Below are 22,036 nucleotides of genomic sequence, written 5' to 3' on the forward strand. Positions count from 1 at the left end.
TCCTGATCCGGCGGGTCGGAACCGGCTCGGTCATGCCAAGCGGATATCCCTCGCTGATGCTCGGGAAGACAACTCCGGGACGCTTGAGATGAAGCGCCTGCGCCAACGCCTGGAAGCCCTGGGAGCCCGCCTGATCTGGGCGCTGTTCGGCCTGCTGCCGCTGGATGCCGCCTCGGCGACCGGGGGATGGCTTGGTCGCACCCTGGGGCCGTGGCTGCGGGCCACCCGCGTGGCGCGGCGCAATCTTCGCGCCGCCTTTCCCGACAAGACCGAGGCGGAGATCGAGTCCATCATTCATGACATGTGGGACAATCTCGGCCGGGTGGCGGGCGAGTTCCCCCATCTCAAGACCATCGCCAGCGAGCGGGTCGAACTGATCGGCACCCAGTATATTGACCTGCTGCGCGACGACGGCCAGCCCGGCATCTTCATCTCGGGCCATGTGGGCAACTGGGAGCTGAACGGCGCGGTGGCGGCCGTATACGGCTTGCCGCTGCATCTGGTCTATCGCGCCGCCAACAATCCCTGGGTCGAGGATCTCTACCGCAAGGGTCGGGCCGATGCCGCCGATGCCCTGATCCAGAAAGGGCCGGAAGGGGCGCGCCAGGCGCTGATGGTGCTGAAAAATGGCGGCCATCTCGGCATGCTGGTGGACCAGAAGATGAATGACGGGATTCCCATCCCCTTCTTCGGCCGCGACGCCATGACCGCCCCGGCCCAGGCCGCCTTCGCCACCAAGTTCAAGTGTCCGCTGGTGCCCGCCCGGGTGGAGCGGCTGAAGGGCGCCCATTTCCGCCTCACCGTCTATCCGCCCCTGGATTTCCCCCATACCGGCGATCCCCACGACGACAACCGGCTGCTGCTGATCCGCATCAACGCCCTGCTGGAACAATGGATTCGCGAGCGTCCGGCGCAATGGTTGTGGCTGCATCGGCGCTGGCCGGATTGATGCTGTGAGTACGCCCCCTCCCTCCCGCTTCGCGGGCCCCTCCCTCCCCCGGCCAAGCCGGGGGAGGGTTCCTATCTCTTGCTCCCTCCCCCGGCCAAGCCGGGGGAGGGTCGGGGTGGGGGCCTTGTCATGACATTCACCGCCTATCTGGCCGCACCGGGTTTCGAGGCCGATCTGCGGGCCGAACTGGGCGAGGTCATGGCCGAGCACGGGCGGCTGCTGCTGGCCGAGGGGCCGCCGCGCCCCGCCGCCTGGGCCGCCAATATCTGGCTGGAGCCCCAGCGCCTGAACGTGGCCTCCATCGGCGAGGCCGCCAAGGCGCTGAAAGCCATCCAGCGCAACTGGTGGCCCCATGAATTCCACCTGCACCGCCGCACCGCCCTGCTGGTGGACAAGCTGCCCAAGGTCTCGGCCAAGCCGCTGGAGTTCGGCCAGCCCGCGCCCACGGCGCCGCTGGGCTCGTTCTGTTGGCTGGACGAGAATACGGTGCTGGCCTCGGCCCGCTGCTCCAGCCCCTTTCCCAATGGCGAGGCCGCCTTTATTGAAGACCGCCACGCCCCGCCCAACCGGGCCTATCTCAAGCTGTGGGAGGCCCTGACCCTGGCGGGCGAGATGCCCAGGCCCGGCCAGACCTGCCTGGACCTCGGCGCCAGCCCGGGGGGCTGGACCTGGGTGCTGGCCTCCACCGGCGCAAGGGTGATCAGCGTCGACAAGGCGCCATTGGCGCCCGCCATCGCCGCCATGCCCAATGTGGAGTGCCGCCAGGAAAGCGCCTTCGGCCTGGAGCCCGGCGGAATCGGCCCGGTGGATTGGCTGTGCTCCGACGTGATCTGCTACCCCGAGCGGTTGTTGCGGCTGGTGGAACGCTGGCTCGACAGCGGTCTGGCGCGCAATTTCATCTGCACCCTGAAATTCCAGGGTGAGACCGACCATGCCACCGCCCAACGCTTTGCCGCCATTCCCGGCTCGCGGCTCTTGCATCTTTCCCACAACAAGCATGAACTGACCTGGATGCGCATCACCCCTGCCCTTGCCTGATTATATCCTTGGGAGTAAACCTGTGGTGGGTTCGGGCAAAATGAATGGTTTGAGGGCTTTATGGCCATAGCAGTTCTTCCCCCTCCGGTCGAGATCGACACCGACACCAAGCGGGCGATCATCGACGGCTTGAAGAAAGTCCTGGCCCGCTTCCAGGAAGCGGGCGCCGTCGACGGCGCCATCGTCTATCAACAGATCATTTCCGACCCCCATGTCCTGGAATCCTTCATCAAGACATTCCAGGCCAAGCGCGATCTGGTGGACGACATCGTTCGCCCCGCCGCGAGCGACGCCCCCGTGCGCGACGAGGCCACGCCGCTGGTCTGCGGTGTCAGCCTGGGCCAGATTCAGCAATTGCTGGTCCGCACCTGCGCCAAGAAGATCTTCGAGGCCGACAAGCCCATGGAGACCATCACCGAAACCATCACCAAGACCAGCATGTTCGGCCTGATCAAGAAGACCGAGCAGGTGGAGCGTCAGGCGGTGGACCCGGTGGAGGAGCGCAAGGTCCGGGAACTGTCGCGCTATATCGCCTTCGGCTGGCAACTGCCGCTGCTGGAAGCCTATCGCACCAAGCTGTCCTATCCCCAGATCATCGAGATCGGGGAAGACATCGTCGCCCTGCCCTCCATCGCCCATATCGAGGCGGTCTCCCATTTCGACGCGGAAAAGCTGAAAAAGGCCAAAGCCGCGGTCGGCGCCGATTTCGCCGCCATCCTGGCCGACCGGCCCCAGGCCATCCACGGCATCTCGGTGTGGAACAAGGACATGTACCAGTTCTATCGCCAGACCCTGGGCGACAAGGCCTGGGCGTTCTTCGCCCGCGACACCGCCTTCTTCAATGTCTGCGCCGCGCTGGACAAATCGGTGATCAAGATTTTCGGCGATGTGCTGTGCTATATCGCCGCCGACAATCTGGCCGAGATTCAGCGCCTGAACATCGACAAGGTCGAGGTGATGATCCACGGGCTGAAGACCGCCTTTGGTCCGCGCCTGCCCCAGCTTCTCTCCATCCCCGCCTTCGCCAAGGACATCCTGCGCAAGCAGGTGGACAGCCTGATCCATATGAGCCAGGAGAAGGACAAGCTGATGACCTCCTGCGCCCTGACCTGCAAGGCCATGACCCCGGCGGTGGACGAATGGCTGGCCTCGGTCAAGCGGTAGGGTCTGCTTGAGTTTTGTGGAGGCGTTCTCCTTCATCGTCATGGCCGGACTTGATCCGGCCATCCATGGACCCTCGGGTCGAGCCCGAGGGTGACGAAAAGGAAAGATCGACTCCACCAGACTTCGACAGACTTTAGCCGACCCTCACAGATTATAGACCTCGGCGGCGATGCGCCGGATGTGGTGGCGGGTTTCCGCCTCGGCACCATCGCCGTCGTGACGTTCCACCGCATCGACGATGCGGGCGTGCTCGTCCACCCGTTCATCCAGGATGGCCCGCTTGGCCTCGGGACGGATGCACATGGCCTGGGTCTGGGCCCATAGCCGCTCGATCATCTCCGCCATGGTGACATTGCCCGCCAATTGCGCCAGCAGGACATGGAAGCGGGTGGCCTCCTCGGCGTATTCCTTCTGGCAGCCCGGCCGGGTGGCGGCCCGCTGGCGGGTGATGGACTCGCGCAGCCGCGCCACCGTCTCGGCATCGGCCCGTTCCGCCGCCAGCCGGGCAGCGGCCCCTTCCAGCACCTCGCGCACCGCGAAAATCTCCATCAGCCGGTCGCGATTGAAGCCGATGAAGAACACGCCCTGGCGGGGGCGAATCTCGACGATGCGCTCCGCCTCCAGCCGCGCCATGGCCGACCATACCGGCGAGCGCGAGACGCCCAGCTGCCGGGCCAGATCCTCGACGCTGATCTTGTCGCCCGGCTGGGCCACGCCGCCGTCGAGCAGCAGGCGATGGATCACCGCATAGGCCTGTTCCGCCAGATTGGTCTTTTGCAGGGGCTTCACGACAGGTCGCCATGGCAGGGTTGAGAGGGAAATTTGATTCTGACCGAGCTTGCGTCCGGACGCAAACAGGAATAACGTATCACGTAACATGAAACACGAATGATCACGAAGGGCGCCCGCCATGCTCCGACATCTCACCCTGCCCCGACTGGTGGCCTGGGCCGCCCTGATCGGCGGCCTGCTGATCCTGGCGGTCGAGCCGCTGCCCGGCGCCGAGACCCGCGCCCTGGCCCTGGCGGTGGCGGCCATCGGGCTGTGGGCCACCGGGGTGGTGCCGGAGCCCATCACGGCGGTGTTCTTCTTCACGGCGGCCATGCTGTTGAAGGTGGCGCCCGCCGCGGTGGTGTTCGGCGGCTTCGAATCGGCGGCGCTGTGGTTGATCTTCGGCGGGCTGGTCATGGGGGTGGCGGTCAAGTCCACCGGCCTGGGCAACCGCATCGCCACGAGGCTGGGACGCGCCTTCGGTTCCAGCTATTGGGGCATCATCACCGGCGTGACCCTGGTGGGAGTCGCCATGGGGTTCCTGATGCCGTCCTCCATGGGCCGCGCCATCCTGCTGATGCCCATTGCGCTCAGCCTGGCCGCCCGCTACGGCTTCAAGCCGGGCAGCAACGGCCATCTCGGCCTGGTCCTGGCCGCCGCCTTCGGCTGCCATGTCCCCACCTTCGCGGTGCTGCCCGCCAATGTCCCCAATCTGGTCATGGTCGGCGCCGCCGAGACCCTGTGGCACTACAGCCCCAGCTATGGCGAGTATCTGCTGCTGCATTTCCCGGTGCTGGGCTTCCTCAAGACGGCGGTGATGATCCCGCTGATCGTGAAGCTGTGGCCCGACACCCCCCAACTCTCGGGGGAGGCCCCCCAATCCCTGGGGCCCATGAGCGGCGCCGAACGCCAGTTGTCCCTGTTGCTGGGAGCCGCCCTGCTGCTGTGGGCCACCGACTTTGTCCATCATGTCAGCCCGGCCTGGGTCAGCATGGCCGCCGCCGCCCTCCTGCTGATGCCGGTGATCGGACTGGTGGACCGCAAGGCCTTTCAGGAACAGATCAATTACGCGTCCCTGTTCTACGTCGCCGGCATCATGGGACTGGGCGCCGTGGTGGACAAATCCGGCCTGGGAATCCGGCTGGCCGAGGCCATGCTGGCGGTGCTGCCCCTGGCCCCCGACAGCCCGGCCACCAATTTCGCCAGCCTGGCCACCATGTCCACCGTGGTCAGCATGGTCACCACCCTGCCCGGCGGACCGGCGGTCCTGACGCCGCTGGCGGGCGAGATGGCCAAGGCCTCGGGCCTGCCCATCGAGGCGGTGGTGATGAGCCAGGTGCTGGGCTTCTCCAATCCCATCCTGCCCTATCAGTCGGCACCGCTGGTGGTGGCCATGCAGTTGGGTGGCGAGCGGCTGGGTCCCGCCCAGACCCTGTGCCTGTGGCTGGGCGCCATCACCATTTTCGTCCTGCTGCCGCTGGATTTCCTGTGGTGGCGGCTGCTGGGCTGGCTGTAGCCCCGACGAGCCGTCGGCGGCAGGCGGCGGCGAGGAATTGCGGCCAAGGGCCGACGCGGCTCGTGCCGCGAAAGCCAAGGGGATGCGGGACGCATCCCGCCCGGCTATTGAGGGACCGCAAGAAGGCAAGTGACTTACTCACACAAGACCGGGCAGCCCATGCATGCGGGAAAAACCCGAGACATTCCGGAATGGATTCAATATTGTATGGGTCTAATATAAATTCAGGAACCTGACCCATGGACAGCTCGGCCTCCACGGAAACCCGCCCCCTGCATAAAGGTGAGGTTCCCGTCTACATGGAAACCGGCAAGGCCTATCCCCGCGCGGTGAAGGGCACCTTCCGCTCGCTGAAGTGGTGGGCCATGACCCTGACCCTGGCCTGGTGGCATCTGGCGCCGTTCCTGCGCTGGGACCGGGGGCCGGGGGCGCCCGACCAGGCCATCCTGATTGACATGCCGGGTCGCCGGGCCTATTTCCTGTTCATCGAGATCTGGCCGCAGGAAGTCTATTACCTGACCGGCATCCTGCTGATCGCCGCCATCTCCCTGTTCCTGATGAGCGCCCTGGCGGGTCGGGTGTGGTGCGGCTTCCTGTGCTGGCAGACCGTCTATACCGATCTGTTCGTGTGGATGGAAAAGCAGATCGTCGGCGACCGCAACGCCCGCATCGCCTTCGACCGCCAGCCGTGGTCGGCGGCCAAGCTGGGCAAGACCGCCCTGGTCATGGCGTCGTGGATCGTCATATCGGCCGCCTGCGGCATCGGCGCCACCTTGTGGTTCGGCGACGCCTTCGCGATGCTGCGGGACATCTTCACCGGCCAGGCCTCCACCGCCACCTACGGCACCATCTTCGTCATCGGGGGCTTCTGCTTCCTGCTGGCCGGCTTCGCCCGCGAGCGGGTCTGCGTCTATCTCTGTCCCTATTCCCGCTTCCAGGCGGCCATGTTCGACGAACATTCGCTGATCGTCACCTACGAGGCCTGGCGCGGCGGCAAGGGCGAACCCGCCTATAAGGGCCAAAGCTTCGAGGGTCGCGGCCATTGCGTCGATTGCCGCTCCTGCGTCCAGGCCTGCCCCACCGGCATCGACATCCGCCAGGGCAACCAGTTGGCCTGCATCGGCTGCGCGCTCTGCGTCGACGCCTGCGACAGCGTCATGGACCGCTACGGCCTGCCGCGCGGCCTGATCGCCTATGATTCCAGCGCCAATATCGAGGCCCGAGGCAAGGGCGGCGCCGGGCGGTATCGCATCATCCGGCCGCGCACCCTGGTCTATGGCGGCATCCTGGTGCTGGTGGCCTCCATCATGCTGGCGCGGCTGGTGTCGCGCCCCGATGTGGATGTCAACATCCTGCACGAGCGCGCGCCGCTCTATGTCCAGATGTCGGACGGTTCCATCCGCAACGGCTATGTCTACAAGATCCTGAACATGAAGGCCGAGGACCGCACCTTCCGCCTGACCCTGGCGGGATTGGAGGGCGCCACCCTCGACGTGGTCGGCGGCGAGACCAACGCCACCAAGGCGGAATTGCAGGTTTCCCGCGACAGTGTCGGTTCGTTCCGTATCTATGTCACCGTGCCCGCCGCCCAGGTGACGGCCAAGAGCCTGCCCATCACCTTCGTGCTGGAAGGCTCCAGCCGCACCGTCAAGAGCGAAAGCCTGTTCGCCGGGCCGGAGAAGTAAGGGAGCCCCCCTTATCCGTCATGGCCGGGCGTCGTCCCGGCCATCCATGGACCCTCGGGTCAGGCCCGAGGGTGACGGTGACAGAGGTGGCGCCCCCTACACATTGAACAGGAAGTGGAAGATGTCGCCGTCCTGGACGACGTATTCCTTGCCTTCCAGCCGCATCTTGCCCGCTTCCTTGGCCCCGGCCTCGCCGTTGCAGGCGATGAAATCGGCATAGGCGATGGTTTCGGCGCGGATGAAGCCGCGTTCGAAATCGGTATGGATGACACCGGCGGCCTGGGGCGCCTTGCAGCCCTTCTGCAGGGTCCAGGCGCGCGCCTCCTTCGGCCCAACGGTGAAGAAGGTGATCAGGTGCAGCAACTCGTATCCGGCGCGGATGACGCGGGCCAGGCCGGTCTCCTCCAGCCCCAGGGTCTCGAGGAACTCCTTGCGCTCCTCCTCCGAGGCCAGTTGCGCCACCTCGGATTCGATGGCGGCCGAGATCACCACCGAGCTGTTGCCCTCGGCGGCGGCGAACTTGGCCACCCGCTCGGAGAATTCGTTGCCGGTGGCGGCCGAGGCCTCGTCGACATTGCAGGCATAGACCACCGGCTTGACCGTCATCAGGCCCAGGGTCTTGGCGATGCGGCGCTCTTCCTCGGAATCGAAGGTCACGCTGCGGGCGGGCTTGCCCTCGCGCAGGACCGCCAGCAGCGGCGCCATGACGTCGACCTGGGCCTTGGCCTCCTTGTCGCCGTTCTTGGCCTTCTTCTCCAGCGGCACGATGCGGCGCTCGAGCGAATCCAGGTCGGCCAGCATCAGCTCGGTCTCGATGGTCTCGGCATCGCGCACCGGATCGACGCTGCCTTCCACATGAGTGATGTCGCCGTCCTCGAAACAGCGCAGCACATGGACGATGGCGTCCACCTCGCGGATATTGGCCAGGAACTGGTTGCCCAGCCCCTCGCCCTTGGAGGCGCCGCGCACCAGACCGGCGATATCGACGAATTCCAGCTGGGTGGGGATTTCCTTCTGGCTCTTGCCGATCACCACCAGCTTGTCCAGCCGGGGATCGGGCACCGCGACCCGGCCCACATTGGGCTCGATGGTGCAGAAGGGATAGTTCGCCGCCTGGGCCGCCGCCGTCGAGGTCAGGGCGTTGAACAGGGTGCTCTTGCCCACATTGGGCAGGCCGACGATGCCGCAGTTGAAACCCATGGGACTAGTCCTTCCTGGTGAATCGGGTCATGGCCGCCTTCAGGGCTTCGGCCAGGGAGCCGCCCGATGGGGACGGCGGATTTTCTGAAGCGGCCGCCGGTTGGGTCGTGGCTTCCGGCGCCTTCTCCTTCTTCGGTTTGGGCGGCGCGGTCAGATGGGCGACACGGGTCATGAACCCGGTATCGTCGCCACCGACCAGCAGCGGGAAACTCTCGGCCACCGCGTCCAGCAGTGGGGTGATCCAGGCCTCGTCGGCCTTGGCGAAATCGTGCAGCACGAAACCGGACACCAGCGCCTTGTCGCCGGGATGGCCGATGCCGAGCCGCACCCGGCGATAGTCGGCGCCCAGATGGGCGTCGATGCTTTTGAGGCCGTTATGCCCCCCGGCGCCGCCGCCGCGCTTGACCTTCAGACGCCCGGGCGCGATGTCCAGCTCGTCATGCAGCACGATGATGTCACTGGTGGCGATCTTGAGGAAGCGGGCCGCCGCCGCCACGGATTGCCCCGACAGGTTCATGAAGGTCTGGGGCTTGAGCGCCAGCACCTTCTCGCCCCCGATAGAGCCTTCCGCCACCTCGCCCTGGAACTTGGAGCGCCAGGGAGAAAAGGAATGGCGGCGGACGAGTTCGTCCGCCGCCATGAAGCCGATATTATGCCGGTTCCTGGCGTATTGGGGCCCGGGATTGCCCAGTCCCACCACCAGCAGCGGCATGTTAGCCGGCGGCCTCGGTCTCGGCGGTCTCGGCGCGGGCCACGGTGGGGGCCGCGATGGACAGCACGGTGGCCTCGGCCGACAGGTGATAGGGCTTCACCCCGGCGGGCAGGGCCAGATCCTTCAGGTGGACCGAATGCCCGATCTCGAAACCGGTCAGGTCGACAACGATCTCGTGGGGGATGTTGTCGGGGCTGCAGGTCACCTCGATTTCGTGCAGTTCCAGATTGACCACGCCGCCCTTCTTGATGCCCGGCGACTTGATCTCGTTGGTGAAATGCACCGGCACCTTCACATGGATGGCGTGATCGGCCGAGACGCGCATGAAGTCCACATGGATCGGCTGGTCGGTGACGGGGTGCATCTGCACGTCACGGGCGAGGCAGCGATGCTTGCCGTTGGCGCCCAGATCGACGTCGAACAGCTGGGTGAAGAAGCCCGACTTGGTGATCTGCGCCCACAGGACGCGGGGATCGAGCTGAATGCAGACGGGGGCCTGCTTTTCGCCATAGATGACACCGGGAACCAGACCAGCACGACGAGTGGCACGGGCGGCCCCCTTTCCGCTCCGATCGCGCAGCTCGGCGGCGATGGTGATAGCTTCGGACATGGTATTCTCCTGACAAACACGTAGGAGCGCGGCCTCCAGGGGTGCCGCGCGGAAGGGCGTCGTTTACACCGGTTGCGGGGGCTTGGCAAGCAAGACTAGACTCCTTTCGTTCCAAGGAGGCGCCATCCCGTGATTCCCTGCCCCGATTCCCGCCTTGCCGCCCAGATCGCCTTCATTGTCGAGATCGACGCGCTGAAGTCGGTGCTGCGCCAGACCTTGCTGACCGACGGCTCGCGCCGCGAGAACGACGCCGAGCATTCCTGGCATATCGCCACCATGGCCTTCGTGCTGGCGGAATATGCCGACGCCCCGGTGGATGCGGGACGGGTGGCCCGCATGCTGCTGATCCACGACATCGTCGAGATCGACGCGGGCGACACCTTCATCCACGACACCAAGGGCCACGAGGACAAGGACGCCCGCGAGCAGGCGGCGGCGAAGCGGCTCTATGGCATCCTGCCCGCCGACCAAGCCGGGGAGTTCACCGCCCTGTGGGGCGAGTTCGAGGCCCGCGAGACCGCCGACGCCCGCTTCGCCCATTCCCTCGACCGGCTGCAGCCGCTCTTGCATAATTTCGAGACCCGGGGCGGCACCTGGACGCCCAACCACGTCACCGCCGACAAGGTCCGCGCCCTGCTGCCCCGCATCGAGGGCGGATCGAAGCGGCTGGCCGACTATGCCCGCGCCCTGATCGATGAATCCGTGCGCCTGGGCTACCTGCCAGAGGCATAACTAGCAACAGACCCCTTGGCGACGGGCCAATTAACCCCCATGATCAATGATAGAAATAAAAATGATCGGCGGGGGTGAGGCGTGGCACGTTCCGTATTGATCGTCGACGACGAGCCAAACATCGTCATCTCATTGGAATTCCTGGTCCGGCAGGCGGGATTCGAGCCGCGCATCGCCCGCGACGGCGACGCCGCCCTGGCCGCCGTGGCGGAAAAGCTGCCCGACCTGATCCTGCTCGACGTGATGATGCCCAAGCGCGACGGTTACGACGTCTGCCAGACCATCCGGGCCAACCCGGCCTGGGCGTCGGTGCGCATCATCATGCTGACCGCCCGTGGTCGCGAGATCGACCGCGAGAAGGGCTTCGCCATGGGTGTGGACGATTACGTCACCAAGCCGTTTTCCACCCGCGACGTGGTCGAACTGATCAAGCATTACCTGGACCCCGCCCCTTAACCCCAAACCACGGGGGGATCATTGCGCGACAGAAGCTGGATCGCCCTTACCTTCGCCGGTCTCGGCCTCGCCAGCCTGCTGGCGCCCGCCGCCGCCGCTTGGTGGCTGGGCCAGCCCCTGGGCGCCGCCCAGGCCATGGCCGGGGTGTTGTGCGCCACCTTCCTGGCGGTGGCCTGGAACTGGGTCGACCGGCTGTTGCTGCGCCCCGGTGATCGGCTGGCCCGCGAGGTGGAAGCCTGGCTCGCCGAGGGCGGCGACGACCGGCCCTTGAGCGGGATCGGCGTCCATGGCCTGGACAGCCTGCCCGAATCGGTGGCGCGGCTGTGCGACGCGCTGCGCCAGCAGCGCCAGGGACTGCGGCAGGCGGCCCGGCTGGCAGGCGACCGCGCCGAGGAGCAGCGGGCTTGGCTGGACGTGGCGCTGCGTGACTTGTCCGAGGCGGTGGTGGTCTGTGATTCAGACCACCGGGTCCTGTTCCACAATACCGAGGCCGAGCGGCTGTTGAGCGGCATCGCCAGTGGCTTCGGCCTGGGGGCCATGTTGCCCCGCGCCGCCCTCGACCATGCTCTGGACGGGCTGAAGGCCCGCGTTTCCGCCTTTGGCAAAGGTTTGGAAGGCCAGATCGGCACCACGGAATTCGCCTGCCGCTCGCGCGATGGCAACCGGGTGCTGTCCGGCCGCATGTCCCTGGTGCTGGGGCCGTCGCAGAACCATCGGGGCCAGCAGCCGGGCGGTTATGTGGCGGTCCTGCGCCAACACGGCAATCCGGATACCAGCGCTTCCGCCCTGCGCCAGACCCTGGCCCGCGAGTTGCGCGGCCCCTTGGGCTCGCTGCACGCCGCCGCCCAGATGCTGCAGGACTTCCCCGCCATGTCGGCGTCCGAGCGCGCCGGATTCGTCCAGATCGTCACCGAGGAGGGCGACCGCATGGCCCGACGCCTGGAACGGTTGGCGGCCACGGAAGCCGACGACACCCAGGTCATCCCCTGGCCCATGGCCGACATCCATTTCAGCGAGGTCTTCGCCTGTGTCGCCGCCACCTTGGAACAACGCCTGGACATCCACCTGACCATGGTGGGGGTGCCGCTGTGGCTGCACGGCGACAGCCACAGCCTGATGGAAGCCTTCCTGGCCCTGTTCGCCGCCCTGCACGCCCATACCGGCGCCACCACCTTCGACATGGAATGCATGCTGGGTGACAGTCGGGTCTATGTGGATGTCAACTGGACCGGCGCTCCGGTGCCCGATGGTCGGCTGACCCACTGGCTGGGGGCCGAGATCAATACCACCCTGGGGCCGCAAACCGTGGGCGAGGTGCTGGACCGCCACGACAGCCAGCCCTGGAGCCTTGCCAAGCGCGGCGGCTTCTCCGCCCTGCGGGTGCCGCTGCCGCTGGCACGTCGCCCGCAATTCTCGCCCGAGGAATGGACCGGGCTGGGCCAGCCGCCCTCGCTGTCCGAGGCGGAGAACCGGGCGGAACAGATGATCCGCACCCATGCGGGAGAGTTCGGCGGCCGGGCGCTGGAGCGCATGCCCTTCGTGGCGGTGGCGGTGCAAGCGCCGCCCGGCGCGGTGCGGGCGGGCGACATGCGGCGAATATCGGCCATTGGCGCCGTCCGGATCGAGGACGGTCGCCTGCTGACGGCCCGCAGCTTCGACCGGCGGGTGTCCCTGGGCGGCAGTGGCGAGGGCACGGACAGGGATGACGGGGGCAAGCCGCCGCTGGCCGTGGTGCTGCCGCAATTCTGGGGCTTTGTCGGCCAGGGCGTGATCGTCGCCCATGGCATCGGCCAATGCCTGGGCCTGTTGGAGGAATGCGAGGCGGCGGGCGGGCATCCGCCGGTGATCGACACCATGCTGCTGTCGCGACTGCTGGATCCCGAGGCCCATGACCATGGGTTGGAGGCCTGCGCCCGGCGGCTGGGTCTGCGCATGGGCGAGCATCGCACCGAGATCGGGCGCGCCCTGCTGACCGGCGAGGTGCTGCTGGGCCAGATCGACCGTCTACACTCCCTTCGTATCGTCAATTTCGACCAGTTGGTCGCCGCCCTGCGCGGCAACCTCGCTCGCGCCGATTCCCTGATGGACGCCTGACATGCCCCATCGCCGCGCCTTCCGCCTGAGGAAGACCAAGGCCACCCGCGATAAGCTGATCGCCGCCTTCCTGTTGGGGACGGGGCTGTTCACGCCCCCCCTGCTGACCCTGTTCATGTCCGGCAGCCGGGTGATGGGCGTGCCGCTTTTCTATCTCTATGTCTTCGTCGCCTGGATCAGCCTGACCGCGCTGCTGGGGCTGATCGCGGAGCGCGACAGCGGGGAATAACGGATGTCCGCGGGATTGCTGGCCATCGTGTCGCTGCTTTACCTGCTGGTGCTGTTCGCCATCGCCTATGGCGGCGACCGGCGAACCGGCGCCATGCGGGGAGGACCGTGGGTCTATTCCCTGTCCCTGGCGGTCTATTGCACCTCGTGGACCTTTTTCGGCAGCGTCGGGCTGGCGTCCCAGCGCGGGTTGATGTTCCTGCCCATCTATCTGGGGCCGACCCTGATGGCGGCGCTGTGGCCCATGGTGGTGGGCCGCATGATCCGCATCGGCCGGGCCGAGCGCATCACCTCCATCGCCGATTTCATCTCGTCGCGCTATGGCAAGAGCCACGCGGTCGGCGCCCTGGTCACCGTGATCGCCGTCATCGGCATCGTTCCCTATATCTCGCTGCAACTGAAAGCGGTGTCTGACACCTTCCTACTGCTGGTCAGCCATGGCCTGCCCCAGCCATCGACCCGGTCGCTGCCGGTGCTGCTGGACACCGCCTTCCACGTCACCCTGATCCTGGCGGTCTTTTCCATCCTGTTCGGAGCACGCCACATCGACGCCTCGGAGCACCATCGCGGCATGGTCGACGCCATCGCCTTCGAATCGGTAGTCAAGCTGGTGGCCTTCCTGCTGGTGGGCGGCCTGGTGACCTTCGGCTTCCATGACGGTTTCGCCGACCTGTTCGAGCGCGCCGCCGCGCGTCCCGACCTGGCCCGGCTGTTCACCTTTTCCGGCGCGGGCGATTACGGCACCTGGATCTCGCTGACCCTGCTGTCCATGATGGCCATCATCTGCCTGCCCCGGCAGTTCCAGGTGGCGGTGGTGGAAAATGTCGACGAAAGCCACGCGCGGCGCGCCGCCTGGCTGTTCCCGCTTTACCTGATCCTGATCAATCTGTTCGTGCTGCCCATCGCCCTGGCGGGGCGGCTCGCCTTCGAGGGCCAGGGGGTCGACCCCGATACCTATGTGCTGGCGCTGCCGCTGGCCCAGGATGCCCCGATCTTCGCCGCCATCGCCTTCCTGGGCGGTCTGTCGGCGGCCACCGGCATGGTCATCGTCGAGACCGTGGCCCTGGCCACCATGTTTTCCAACTCCATCGCCATGCCGCTGCTGGTGCGCGGCAGCATGACGCTTTATCGCGGCCGGGAATCCTTAAGCGGCGTGGTGCTGGCCATCCGCCGCCTGGCCATCGCCGGGTTCCTGCTGCTGGGCTATGTCTATGCCCGCCTGACCGGCGAGAATTTCACCCTGGTGGGCATCGGGCTGATGTCGTTCACCGCCGTGGCCCAGTTCGCCCCGGTGCTGCTGGGCGGCCTGTTCTGGCGCGGCGGCAGCCGGGCGGGCGCCCTGGCCGGGCTGTCGGCGGGGTTCCTGGTCTGGGTCTATACCCTGTTCCTGCCCTCGCTGGCGCGCTCGGGCGTGCTGGCCTCGGACTTCGTCGAGCTGGGGCCGTTCGGCCTGGCGCTGTTGAAGCCCGGCGCCCTGTTCGGCCTGACCGGGCTGGAGGCGGTGCCCCATGCCCTGATGTGGAGCATGATGGCCAATATCGGCGCCTATGTGCTGGTGTCGCTAGTCACCGAGCAGAGCGCCATCGAGCGCATCCAGGCCTCGGTCTTCACCGACCGCTTCACCAATGTTCCGGGCGGCGCCTCGCAGTTCTGGCGCGGCCAAGCCACGGTAGCCGACCTGCAGGCGCTGGCCGCCCGCTTCGTCGGCGCCGAGCATGCCGAATCCGCCTTCTCCGCCTTCTTGAACGGCGGTCGCCGCGAAGCCGCCCGCGACGAGGCCGACCCCGAACTGGTGGAGTTCACCGAGCGGCTGCTGGCGGGAGCCATCGGCACCGCCACCGCCCGGGTGGTGGTGGCTTCGGTGACCAAGGGCGAGATCGTCAGCCTGAACGAGGTGATGGAGATCCTGGACGAGAATTCCCAGGTGATCGCCTACAGCCACAAGCTGGAGCAGAAATCGCGCGAGTTGGAAACCACCACCGCCGAACTGCGCTCCGCCTATGAGAAGCTCTCCGACCTGTCGCGCCTGAAGGACGAGTTCATCGCCACCGTCACCCATGAATTGCGCACGCCGCTGACCTCGATCCGCTCGTTCACCGAGATACTGCACGACAATCCCGACGTGGACCTGGCCCAGCGCCAGGAATTCCTCGGCATCGTCATCAAGGAAAGCGAGCGCCTGACCCGACTGATCAATCAGGTGCTGGACCTGGCCAAGCTGGAAGCCGGAACCGGCGACTGGGAGATGGTGGAAACCGATCTCGCCACCCTGATCCATGAAGCGGCGGCGGGAGTCGGCCAACTCTACAAGGACAAACGCGTCACCCTGGAACTGGCGCTGCCCCCGGAACCGGTACGTCTGGCCACCGACCGCGACCGTTTTTCCCAGGTGGTGATCAATCTTCTGTCCAACGCCGTCAAGTTCTGCGAGGCCGACAGCGGCGAGGTCCGGGTCCGCCTTGCCGACGAGGGCGATTCCGTCACCGTCTCGGTGAGCGACAACGGGCCGGGCATTCCCGACTGGGCCCTGGAAAAGGTGTTCGACAAGTTCCAGCAGGTGGGAGACACCATGACCTCCAAACCATCGGGTACCGGCCTCGGCCTGACCATCAGCCGCAACATCATCGAGCATCTGGGCGGACGCATCTGGGTGGACAGCCAACCCGGCCGGGGGGCCTGCTTCGCCTTCCGCCTGCCCCGGCCGAACGGATCGGTTGGACCCGGCACCACCAGCTGAGCTAGACTCCCCAAGGAGGGAAGATTCGAGGGGTGAAAGGTGTCGAACGGTTTGGCGTCCAGACATCAAGATGGCGACGACGACCCGGCCTTGGAGGCGTCGGAATCCGTATCGGCCCCGGCGGGCGGCTGGGCGGCGGCGGTCGCCTCCTCCGACCCGGGCAAGGGGCGGCGGGAGGACACCGCGAAGGCACCGGAGCCGCCTCGCTGGACGCGGCGGCTGGCGGATCTGGCGGGGCGCATGGGCCGCACCGCCCAGGACGCATCGCAGCGCCTGCTGGCCGCCGTCTGGGACGCCCTGCCCGGCCAAACCCCCGAACCGGCGGCTCCCCTGGCGACCGGCGGGCCTGCCCTGCCTCCGCCGATGGAGGTTCCGACTACTCCCAGCCTGGAGCCCGACGAGGCCCGTCGCCGCGTCGAGGACATCCTGTCCCGGCTTCCGCCCAAGGGCGATCCCTCGATCCCCGCCCATGTGGTCGCCGCCGCCCTGCTGCTGGCCGACGAAGTGCCGCTGCAGGATTTCCAGGCGGTGGACCTGTTGCAGGACGCCTTTCCCCGCGGCACCCGGCAGTCGGACAGCCGCGTTCTGATGGCGATCGCCCGCGCCCTGACCCGTGATTTCGGCCGTCCCGGCCGCCTGCCCATCGCCTCGGCCAAGGCCTGGGCCATGCTGGACCCCATCCTGTTCAGCGATGAACTGGCGGCGCAACTGTCCGCCATCTGCTCCTTCGTCCAGGGCTGGCAGGCGCGGGAAAGCAGCTTCCTGATCCTGGAATTTTCCGAGATCGAACTGATCGAATACCTGTTCGAAAACCTCCATCCCGGCCGTCATCGCCAGCTCCTGGTCCAGGTGATGGACTTCAAGGTGCTGTCCGCCCGCCGGGTCGGCCTGCTGCGGCGCATTCCCTCGCGAATCCGCCGGGTGATCGAGCTGTCGGGGCCGCGCCAGGCCGCCCTGGCCCGCGACTATCACGAAGCGTCCCTGGCCCTGCTGGCCCAACTGAGCCGCCCCGAGAATTTTTCCGCCGTGGCCATGGCGGCCCGCATTGCCCTGGCCGAGGCGGAAAAGATCAGCCTGCCGACGTCATCGCCTCCGCCGCCTTCGCCGCCCCCAAGCCTGCACCCGGTGATGCGCGGTCTCAGCGCTCCCGAACCACCCCCTCCGCCAGCGCCTCCAACGGCATCCGCGCCGCCCCCGGCCGCCCCCATGGTCACGACCCCGCTCAACCCGATTCCGGTCAGCGTGGTCGCCACCCCGCGCCTGTCCACCCTTTCGGTGTCGGTGGCCGCCAGTCCGCCCCATTCCTTGCCATCACCGCCCCCGTCCTTGCCATCACCGCCCTCCATCTCCCCCCTCCCGGCCAAGCGGCGGCGCTTCACCAAGGTCCAGAAAACCGAGGCGGTGCTGCGCCTGTTGCAAGGCGAAGCGGCCGAAACGCTGGCCCAGTCCCTGGGGATCGATATCCCGGTCCTGGAAGGCTGGCGCGACACCTTCCTGGGGGGCGGCACCTCCGCCCTGGTCCAGCCCAAGCCGGCCGAGCCGACACCTCCGCCGGACACGGGCGTCAACGACCTCAAGGATCAACTGAAGGCGCTGATCCACAGCGTGGCGCAGATCAGCGCCCAGATGGAGCAGTTGCCGCCGGACCCCGGCGAGCAGCCGACCACGCCCCGTCAGGCCGACCTGCCGCTTGCCTTGCCCAGCATTCCCGACAAACCCCCGAAGCGGCGCAAACGGAAGACCACTCCGCCGGCGCCTTTGTGACGAAACATGACAAGTCGAACCCGTAGGCCCGCCGGGGACGGGAGCCGCCCCTTTTACGCGGCTTCCAATATTTCGCACATTCTCCATTACATCTCGTCACGTAGTGACATTACTTGTTATTGTACGTAACGAATCCCGTGTGGTTCATCTGTACTGAGTGCAAGGAGGTGGGGTGCCATGGCTCGGATCGCGGTGGTGGAGGACGAAGCTCCGCTTCGAACGGACTTGGTTGAGTATCTCTCGGCCTGTGGCCACGAGGTGGGGGGATGCGCCGATGGCAAGGAGCTGGAACAGCTTCTGGACCAGCGCCCCATCGACATCATCATCCTCGACGTCAATCTTCCGGGCGAGGGCGGCTTTTCCATCGCCGGTCGCCTGCGGTCCCATTCCGAAGTGGGGATCATCATGCTGACGGCCCGCGGCCTGAATGTCGACCGGGTGGTCGGGCTGGAGGTCGGGGCCGACGTCTACATGGTCAAGCCGGTGGAGCTGCGCGAACTGGAAGCCCAGGTCCGCACCCTGGCCAGGCGCATGCGGGCCGGGGCCTCGGCCCCCCAGCCCATCGACAGCGATGCCGACAGCCACCACTCGGCGCCTCCGGTGACCAGCACCGCCGCCACCGAGTGGATTTATGACCAACTGACCTGGACCCTCATCGCTCCCGATGGCAAATCCGTCAAACTGACCGGTAACGAGCGGGTCTTCGTCTCCCTGCTGGTGTCGCGTCCCGGCGAGCCGGTCTCGCGCGACGAAATCTTCCGCGCGCTCGGCAAGCGGGGATGGGACCCGGCCGACCGCTCGGTGGATTCCATGGTCCGCCGCTTGCGGGCCAAGGGATTGACCGCATTGGAGCAGGAACTCCCCATCGAATCGGTTCACAGCGTCGGCTACGCCTTCGCCGCGCCGGTCGGGCTGCGTTAGAGATCATGACCGCCCCGAAGAAACTGGTCTTCAGAGACCGGGACAAACGGGGCCGTGGCGCAAGCGTCGATCCGTGGCCGCTGCTGGTGGTCGACGACGACGAACAGGTCCACGAGATGACCCGGGTGGTGCTGCGCGACCTGGAGTTCGAGGGGCGCCCGTTCAAATGCATCAGCGCCACCTCGGCGGCCGAGGCCGCCGCCATTCTGGATCTTGCCCCGGAAATTCCGGTGGTCCTATTGGACGTGGTGATGGAAACCCCGGACGCGGGCCTGCGTCTGGTTCACCACATCCGCGAGGACCTGGGCAACCGTTCCATCCGCATCATCCTGCGCACCGGCCAGCCCGGCGACGCCCCCGAACGCGACGTTGTTCTGGCCTATGACATCAACGACTACAAGAGCAAGGCGGAACTGACCGCCCAGCGCATGTTCACCGCCGTGGTCGGCGCGCTGCGAGCCTGGCGCGACATCACCACCATCGGCGCCCTGAACAAGGAACTGGCCGAACTCAACGCCTCGCTGGAACAACGGGTGATCGAACGCACCCGCCAGTTGGAGGACAGCAACGCCGCCCTGGAGCGCTCGAAGGATCGGGCGGAAACCGCGCTGACCCGCGAGACCGAGGCCAAGACCCAGTTGCGCCAGTTCCTGTCCATGGTCAGCCACGAATTCCGCACCCCGCTGGCCATCATCGATTCCTCGGCCCAGATGCTGCGCCTGCGCGCCGAACAGCACGACCCCCACAGCGTCACCCGCATCGACACCATCCGGGGCGGTGTCCAGCGCCTGCTGGGGCTGATCGACACCTGTCTCGCCGACGAACAGTTGGACAGCGGCCGCATCGTCTTGCACGAAAAGTCCTTCGACCTCGCCCCCATGATCGAGGTCACCTTGTCCCATCACCGGGTCGCCACCCCCAGCCACGGCTATGAGGCGAGGGTCGAGGGCTCCCTGGATGTCTGGGGCGATCCAGGGCTGGTGGCCCTGGCCATCAACAATCTGGTGGGCAATGCCGCCAAGTATTCGCCATCGGGCAGCACGGTGTCGGTGATGGCCCGCATGGACGGCGGCGATGTGGCCATCGAGGTCCGCGATCAGGGCATCGGCATCCCGGCCGAAGACCTGGGCGAAGTGTTCGAACGCTTCCACCGGGCCTCAAACGCCCGGGGAATCCCCGGATCTGGCATCGGGCTGCATATGGTGCGCCAGATCGTCGAGATGCATGGCGGATCCATCACGGTGGAAAGCGAACTCCATAAGGGGTCGTGCTTCACCATGCGGCTGCGTCCGCCGCCGCGCAATACCCGGGAGAAGACGGCTTGAGGCGCCTTCGCGCGGGTGCTACGGTCGTTGGCCGGTTTTTTCAGCTGTGTCGCCAGACAGGGGCATGACATGCTTGCGAAATACTACCGCTCCTTCAAGCACGACCTGGATCAACGGGGAATCATCTTCTCGTTTTCCGGGTATATGTCGGAAGGCATCCTGTATTCCCTGGGCGACGCGCTGCGCCAGAAGATGGCCCTGGAAGACACCGATGTCGGGACCGTCAAGAAGGTGTTCTCGGTCTTTGTCGAACAGGCGCAGAACATCATTCGCTATTCCGCCGAGAAGGTGGGCGATGCCGCGCGTACCGCCGAACTGTCATCGGGCATGGTGACCATCGGCACCGAGAACAACCGCTTCTTCATCGTCTGCGCCAATACCGTATTGGCCACCGACGAGCCCAAGCTGCGCGACCGGCTGGAGCGGCTGCAGAAGATGGACAAGGACGCCATCAAGGCCTACTACAAGGAAAAATTGCGAGAGGCGCCGGAAGAGCAGAGCAAGGGGGCCACCATCGGATTGATCGAGATCGCCCGCCGGGCCAGTGAGCCCATCGAGTTCGATTTCGACCGCATCGACGGCGACACCTTTTTCTTCTGCATGAAGGTCTGCATCTGAGGTAGCCATGGATACTTTGAAAATCGCCGCCACCGAACGCTCCCCCGAGGTGGAATTCAACTTCAAGCAGGGCCTGTTGAGCCTGCGCGGGGAATCCTATCCCGAAGACGCCTCGGCGGTATTCGGCCCCATCTTCGAGGCGCTGGAAAAGTTCCTGGCCACCTTGGACGGGCGCGAGATCCGGGTGGATTTCGACCTGACCTATTTCAACAGCTCCAGCGCCAAGGCGCTGATGAACATGTTCCAGATGCTCGACCGCGCCGGTGGGGCCGGGGCCAGGATCGCCGTATCCTGGTTCTACTCGCCCGACGACGACACCATGAAGGAGTTCGGCGAGGACTTCAGCGAGGATCTGGAACACGTGTCCTTCAGTCTGGTGGCCGTCGAGACGGCGAGCTGAGGACAGCCCTGCCATGGCCCGTTTCAACCTCTTCGATGCCGAGGAAAAGCTCCTCGAGCAGGCCGGGGAGTTGCGTACCCAGATGGCCGAGGCCTCCCCGGAGGTTCGCGACGGCCTGGACCGTCTGATCGATGCCTATGGCCGCGGCGTGCGCGAGCAGCGCCGTCTGGTCAAGGTCAGCGACCGCCTGCAGGCCCAACTGGCCACGGTCAACCAGGAACTGGGCAAGCGCAAGGCCGAGGCGGAAGAGGCGCTGGACCACCTGAAGGCCGCCCAGGAATCCCTGGTCCAGGCCGAGAAGCTGGCTTCGCTCGGCGCCCTGGTCGGCGGCGTCGCCCACGAGATCAACACCCCCGTCGGCATCGCCCTGTCCTGCGCCTCGCATCTGGCCGATGCCACGGCACGGATGCGCAAGCTGTTCGAGGCCGATGATATCGGCGTCGATGATTTCGAGCGCTTCATGGCCACGGTGACCGATACCACCGGCCTGATCCTCAGCAATTGCGAACGCGCCGCCGACCTGATCCGCAGCTTCAAGCAGGTGGCGGTGGACCGGACCACCTCGGAACGGCGCCGCTTCGACCTGGGCGCCTATATCCGCGAGACCCTGGCCAGCCTGGCGCCGCATCTGCGTCAGGCCGGGCACGCGGTGACGGTGGATTGCCCCGAGGCGGTGGAAATGAACAGCTATCCCGGCGCCCTGTCCCAGGTGCTGAGCAATTTCGTCATGAACTCGCTGATCCACGGCTTCGATCCCGGCCAGGTGGGGAGTATCGGCATTCAGGTTGAACGCCCCGATCCCGGCTCCGTGCGCATCCTCTATTGCGACAACGGCAAGGGGATCGCCGACGAGCATCGCGGCCGGGTGTTCGATCCCTTCTTCACCACCCGTCGGGGCGCCGGTGGCTCGGGCCTGGGATTGAACATCGTCTATAATCTGGTGGTCGGGCCTTTGGGCGGCAGTGTCCAGGTCGAACCCAGGGACGGCGGCGGCACCTGTTTCGTCGTCACCATTCCGCTCTCGGCGGAGTGATCTGGGACGATTCGTCACGATTCCCCCCAAAACGGCGTTGGCGCCGTCCAGGGGGCGGTGCCACCCTTAATTCTGGTGGGGGA

The 22,036-nt window shown here is 66.4% G+C and carries 20 protein-coding genes; 16 read left to right on the forward strand and 4 right to left on the reverse strand.

Features of this window, described 5'->3' with window-relative positions:
- Window positions 1-88: 88 nt before the first annotated feature.
- From A6A04_RS14660 to A6A04_RS14670, 3 genes are all read left to right on the forward strand, one after another.
- On the forward strand, window positions 89-949 hold the full coding sequence (locus A6A04_RS14660) for a lysophospholipid acyltransferase family protein (RefSeq protein WP_068494146.1): 861 nt from the start codon (window positions 89-91) through the stop codon (window positions 947-949).
- Window positions 950-1,078: 129 nt separating this feature from the next.
- Window positions 1,079-1,987, forward strand: a complete 909-nt coding sequence (locus A6A04_RS14665) for an SAM-dependent methyltransferase (RefSeq protein WP_068494149.1) — start codon at window positions 1,079-1,081, stop codon at window positions 1,985-1,987.
- A 60-nt stretch (window positions 1,988-2,047) separates the two neighbouring features.
- Complete coding sequence (locus A6A04_RS14670) at window positions 2,048-3,151, forward strand: hypothetical protein (protein ID WP_068494150.1); 1,104 nt, start codon at window positions 2,048-2,050, stop codon at window positions 3,149-3,151.
- Between the two features lie 144 nt (window positions 3,152-3,295).
- Here the strand turns inward: A6A04_RS14670 and A6A04_RS14675 are convergent, their stop codons facing one another.
- Window positions 3,296-3,940, reverse strand: coding sequence for a GntR family transcriptional regulator (locus tag A6A04_RS14675; RefSeq protein WP_068494153.1), 645 nt, complete (start codon window positions 3,938-3,940; stop codon window positions 3,296-3,298).
- Window positions 3,941-4,061: 121 nt separating this feature from the next.
- On the opposite strand from A6A04_RS14675, the gene A6A04_RS14680 reads away from it, so the two are divergent.
- Together A6A04_RS14680 and ccoG are read left to right on the forward strand one after the other, a co-directional pair.
- Window positions 4,062-5,438 carry an SLC13 family permease gene (locus A6A04_RS14680; RefSeq protein ID WP_068494155.1) on the forward strand — a complete coding sequence of 459 codons (1,377 nt, stop codon included), beginning with the start codon at window positions 4,062-4,064 and terminating at the stop codon, window positions 5,436-5,438.
- Window positions 5,439-5,677: 239 nt separating this feature from the next.
- On the forward strand, window positions 5,678-7,123 hold the full coding sequence (ccoG, locus tag A6A04_RS14685) for a cytochrome c oxidase accessory protein CcoG (RefSeq protein ID WP_068494157.1): 1,446 nt from the start codon (window positions 5,678-5,680) through the stop codon (window positions 7,121-7,123).
- Window positions 7,124-7,219: 96 nt separating this feature from the next.
- On the opposite strand, the gene ychF is transcribed toward ccoG, so the two are convergent.
- The 3 genes from ychF to A6A04_RS14700 are packed head-to-tail and all read right to left on the reverse strand — an operon-like array spanning window position 7,220 to window position 9,645.
- Window positions 7,220-8,323 carry a redox-regulated ATPase YchF gene (gene ychF, locus A6A04_RS14690; RefSeq protein ID WP_068494159.1) on the reverse strand — a complete coding sequence of 368 codons (1,104 nt, stop codon included), beginning with the start codon at window positions 8,321-8,323 and terminating at the stop codon, window positions 7,220-7,222.
- Between the two features lie 4 nt (window positions 8,324-8,327).
- Window positions 8,328-9,035, reverse strand: coding sequence for an aminoacyl-tRNA hydrolase (gene pth, locus A6A04_RS14695; protein WP_068494162.1), 708 nt, complete (start codon window positions 9,033-9,035; stop codon window positions 8,328-8,330).
- A 1-nt stretch (window position 9,036) separates the two neighbouring features.
- A complete protein-coding gene (locus A6A04_RS14700) occupies window positions 9,037-9,645 on the reverse strand; it encodes a 50S ribosomal protein L25/general stress protein Ctc (protein WP_068494163.1) in 609 nt (202 codons plus the stop codon).
- A 129-nt stretch (window positions 9,646-9,774) separates the two neighbouring features.
- Between A6A04_RS14700 and A6A04_RS14705 the strand changes: the two genes are divergently transcribed.
- The 11 genes from A6A04_RS14705 to A6A04_RS14755 all read left to right on the forward strand — a co-directional run bounded on the left by A6A04_RS14705 (window position 9,775) and on the right by A6A04_RS14755 (window position 21,953).
- On the forward strand, window positions 9,775-10,377 hold the full coding sequence (locus tag A6A04_RS14705) for an HD domain-containing protein (protein WP_068494165.1): 603 nt from the start codon (window positions 9,775-9,777) through the stop codon (window positions 10,375-10,377).
- 81 nt (window positions 10,378-10,458) lie between these two features.
- Entirely contained in the window at window positions 10,459-10,833 is a 375-nt protein-coding gene (locus A6A04_RS14710) for a response regulator (protein ID WP_068494167.1), read from the forward strand.
- A gap of 21 nt (window positions 10,834-10,854) precedes the next feature.
- On the forward strand, window positions 10,855-12,927 hold the full coding sequence (locus tag A6A04_RS14715; protein ID WP_068494169.1) for a hypothetical protein: 2,073 nt from the start codon (window positions 10,855-10,857) through the stop codon (window positions 12,925-12,927).
- 1 nt (window position 12,928) lies between these two features.
- The gene (locus A6A04_RS14720; protein ID WP_068494174.1) at window positions 12,929-13,156 is read left to right on the forward strand and encodes a hypothetical protein; all 228 of its coding nucleotides are present in this window, start codon (window positions 12,929-12,931) and stop codon (window positions 13,154-13,156) included.
- A 3-nt stretch (window positions 13,157-13,159) separates the two neighbouring features.
- Window positions 13,160-15,892 (forward strand): sensor histidine kinase, encoded by a 2,733-nt coding sequence (locus tag A6A04_RS23460; RefSeq protein WP_068494176.1) that lies wholly within the window; start codon window positions 13,160-13,162, stop codon window positions 15,890-15,892.
- A gap of 39 nt (window positions 15,893-15,931) precedes the next feature.
- Complete coding sequence (locus tag A6A04_RS14730; protein WP_156612629.1) at window positions 15,932-17,656, forward strand: hypothetical protein; 1,725 nt, start codon at window positions 15,932-15,934, stop codon at window positions 17,654-17,656.
- A 177-nt stretch (window positions 17,657-17,833) separates the two neighbouring features.
- Window positions 17,834-18,577 (forward strand): response regulator transcription factor, encoded by a 744-nt coding sequence (locus A6A04_RS14735; protein WP_068494181.1) that lies wholly within the window; start codon window positions 17,834-17,836, stop codon window positions 18,575-18,577.
- Between the two features lie 5 nt (window positions 18,578-18,582).
- Entirely contained in the window at window positions 18,583-19,902 is a 1,320-nt protein-coding gene (locus A6A04_RS14740) for an ATP-binding response regulator (protein WP_156612630.1), read from the forward strand.
- Between the two features lie 69 nt (window positions 19,903-19,971).
- Complete coding sequence (locus A6A04_RS14745; RefSeq protein WP_068494183.1) at window positions 19,972-20,520, forward strand: SiaB family protein kinase; 549 nt, start codon at window positions 19,972-19,974, stop codon at window positions 20,518-20,520.
- Between the two features lie 7 nt (window positions 20,521-20,527).
- On the forward strand, window positions 20,528-20,920 hold the full coding sequence (locus tag A6A04_RS14750) for a DUF1987 domain-containing protein (protein WP_068494185.1): 393 nt from the start codon (window positions 20,528-20,530) through the stop codon (window positions 20,918-20,920).
- Between the two features lie 13 nt (window positions 20,921-20,933).
- The gene (locus A6A04_RS14755; protein ID WP_068494188.1) at window positions 20,934-21,953 is read left to right on the forward strand and encodes a sensor histidine kinase; all 1,020 of its coding nucleotides are present in this window, start codon (window positions 20,934-20,936) and stop codon (window positions 21,951-21,953) included.
- Window positions 21,954-22,036 lie beyond the last annotated feature (83 nt).

It is taken from the genome of Paramagnetospirillum marisnigri, assembly GCF_001650715.1.
In the GTDB taxonomy this organism is placed as follows: Bacteria; Pseudomonadota; Alphaproteobacteria; order Rhodospirillales; family Magnetospirillaceae; genus Phaeospirillum; species Phaeospirillum marisnigri.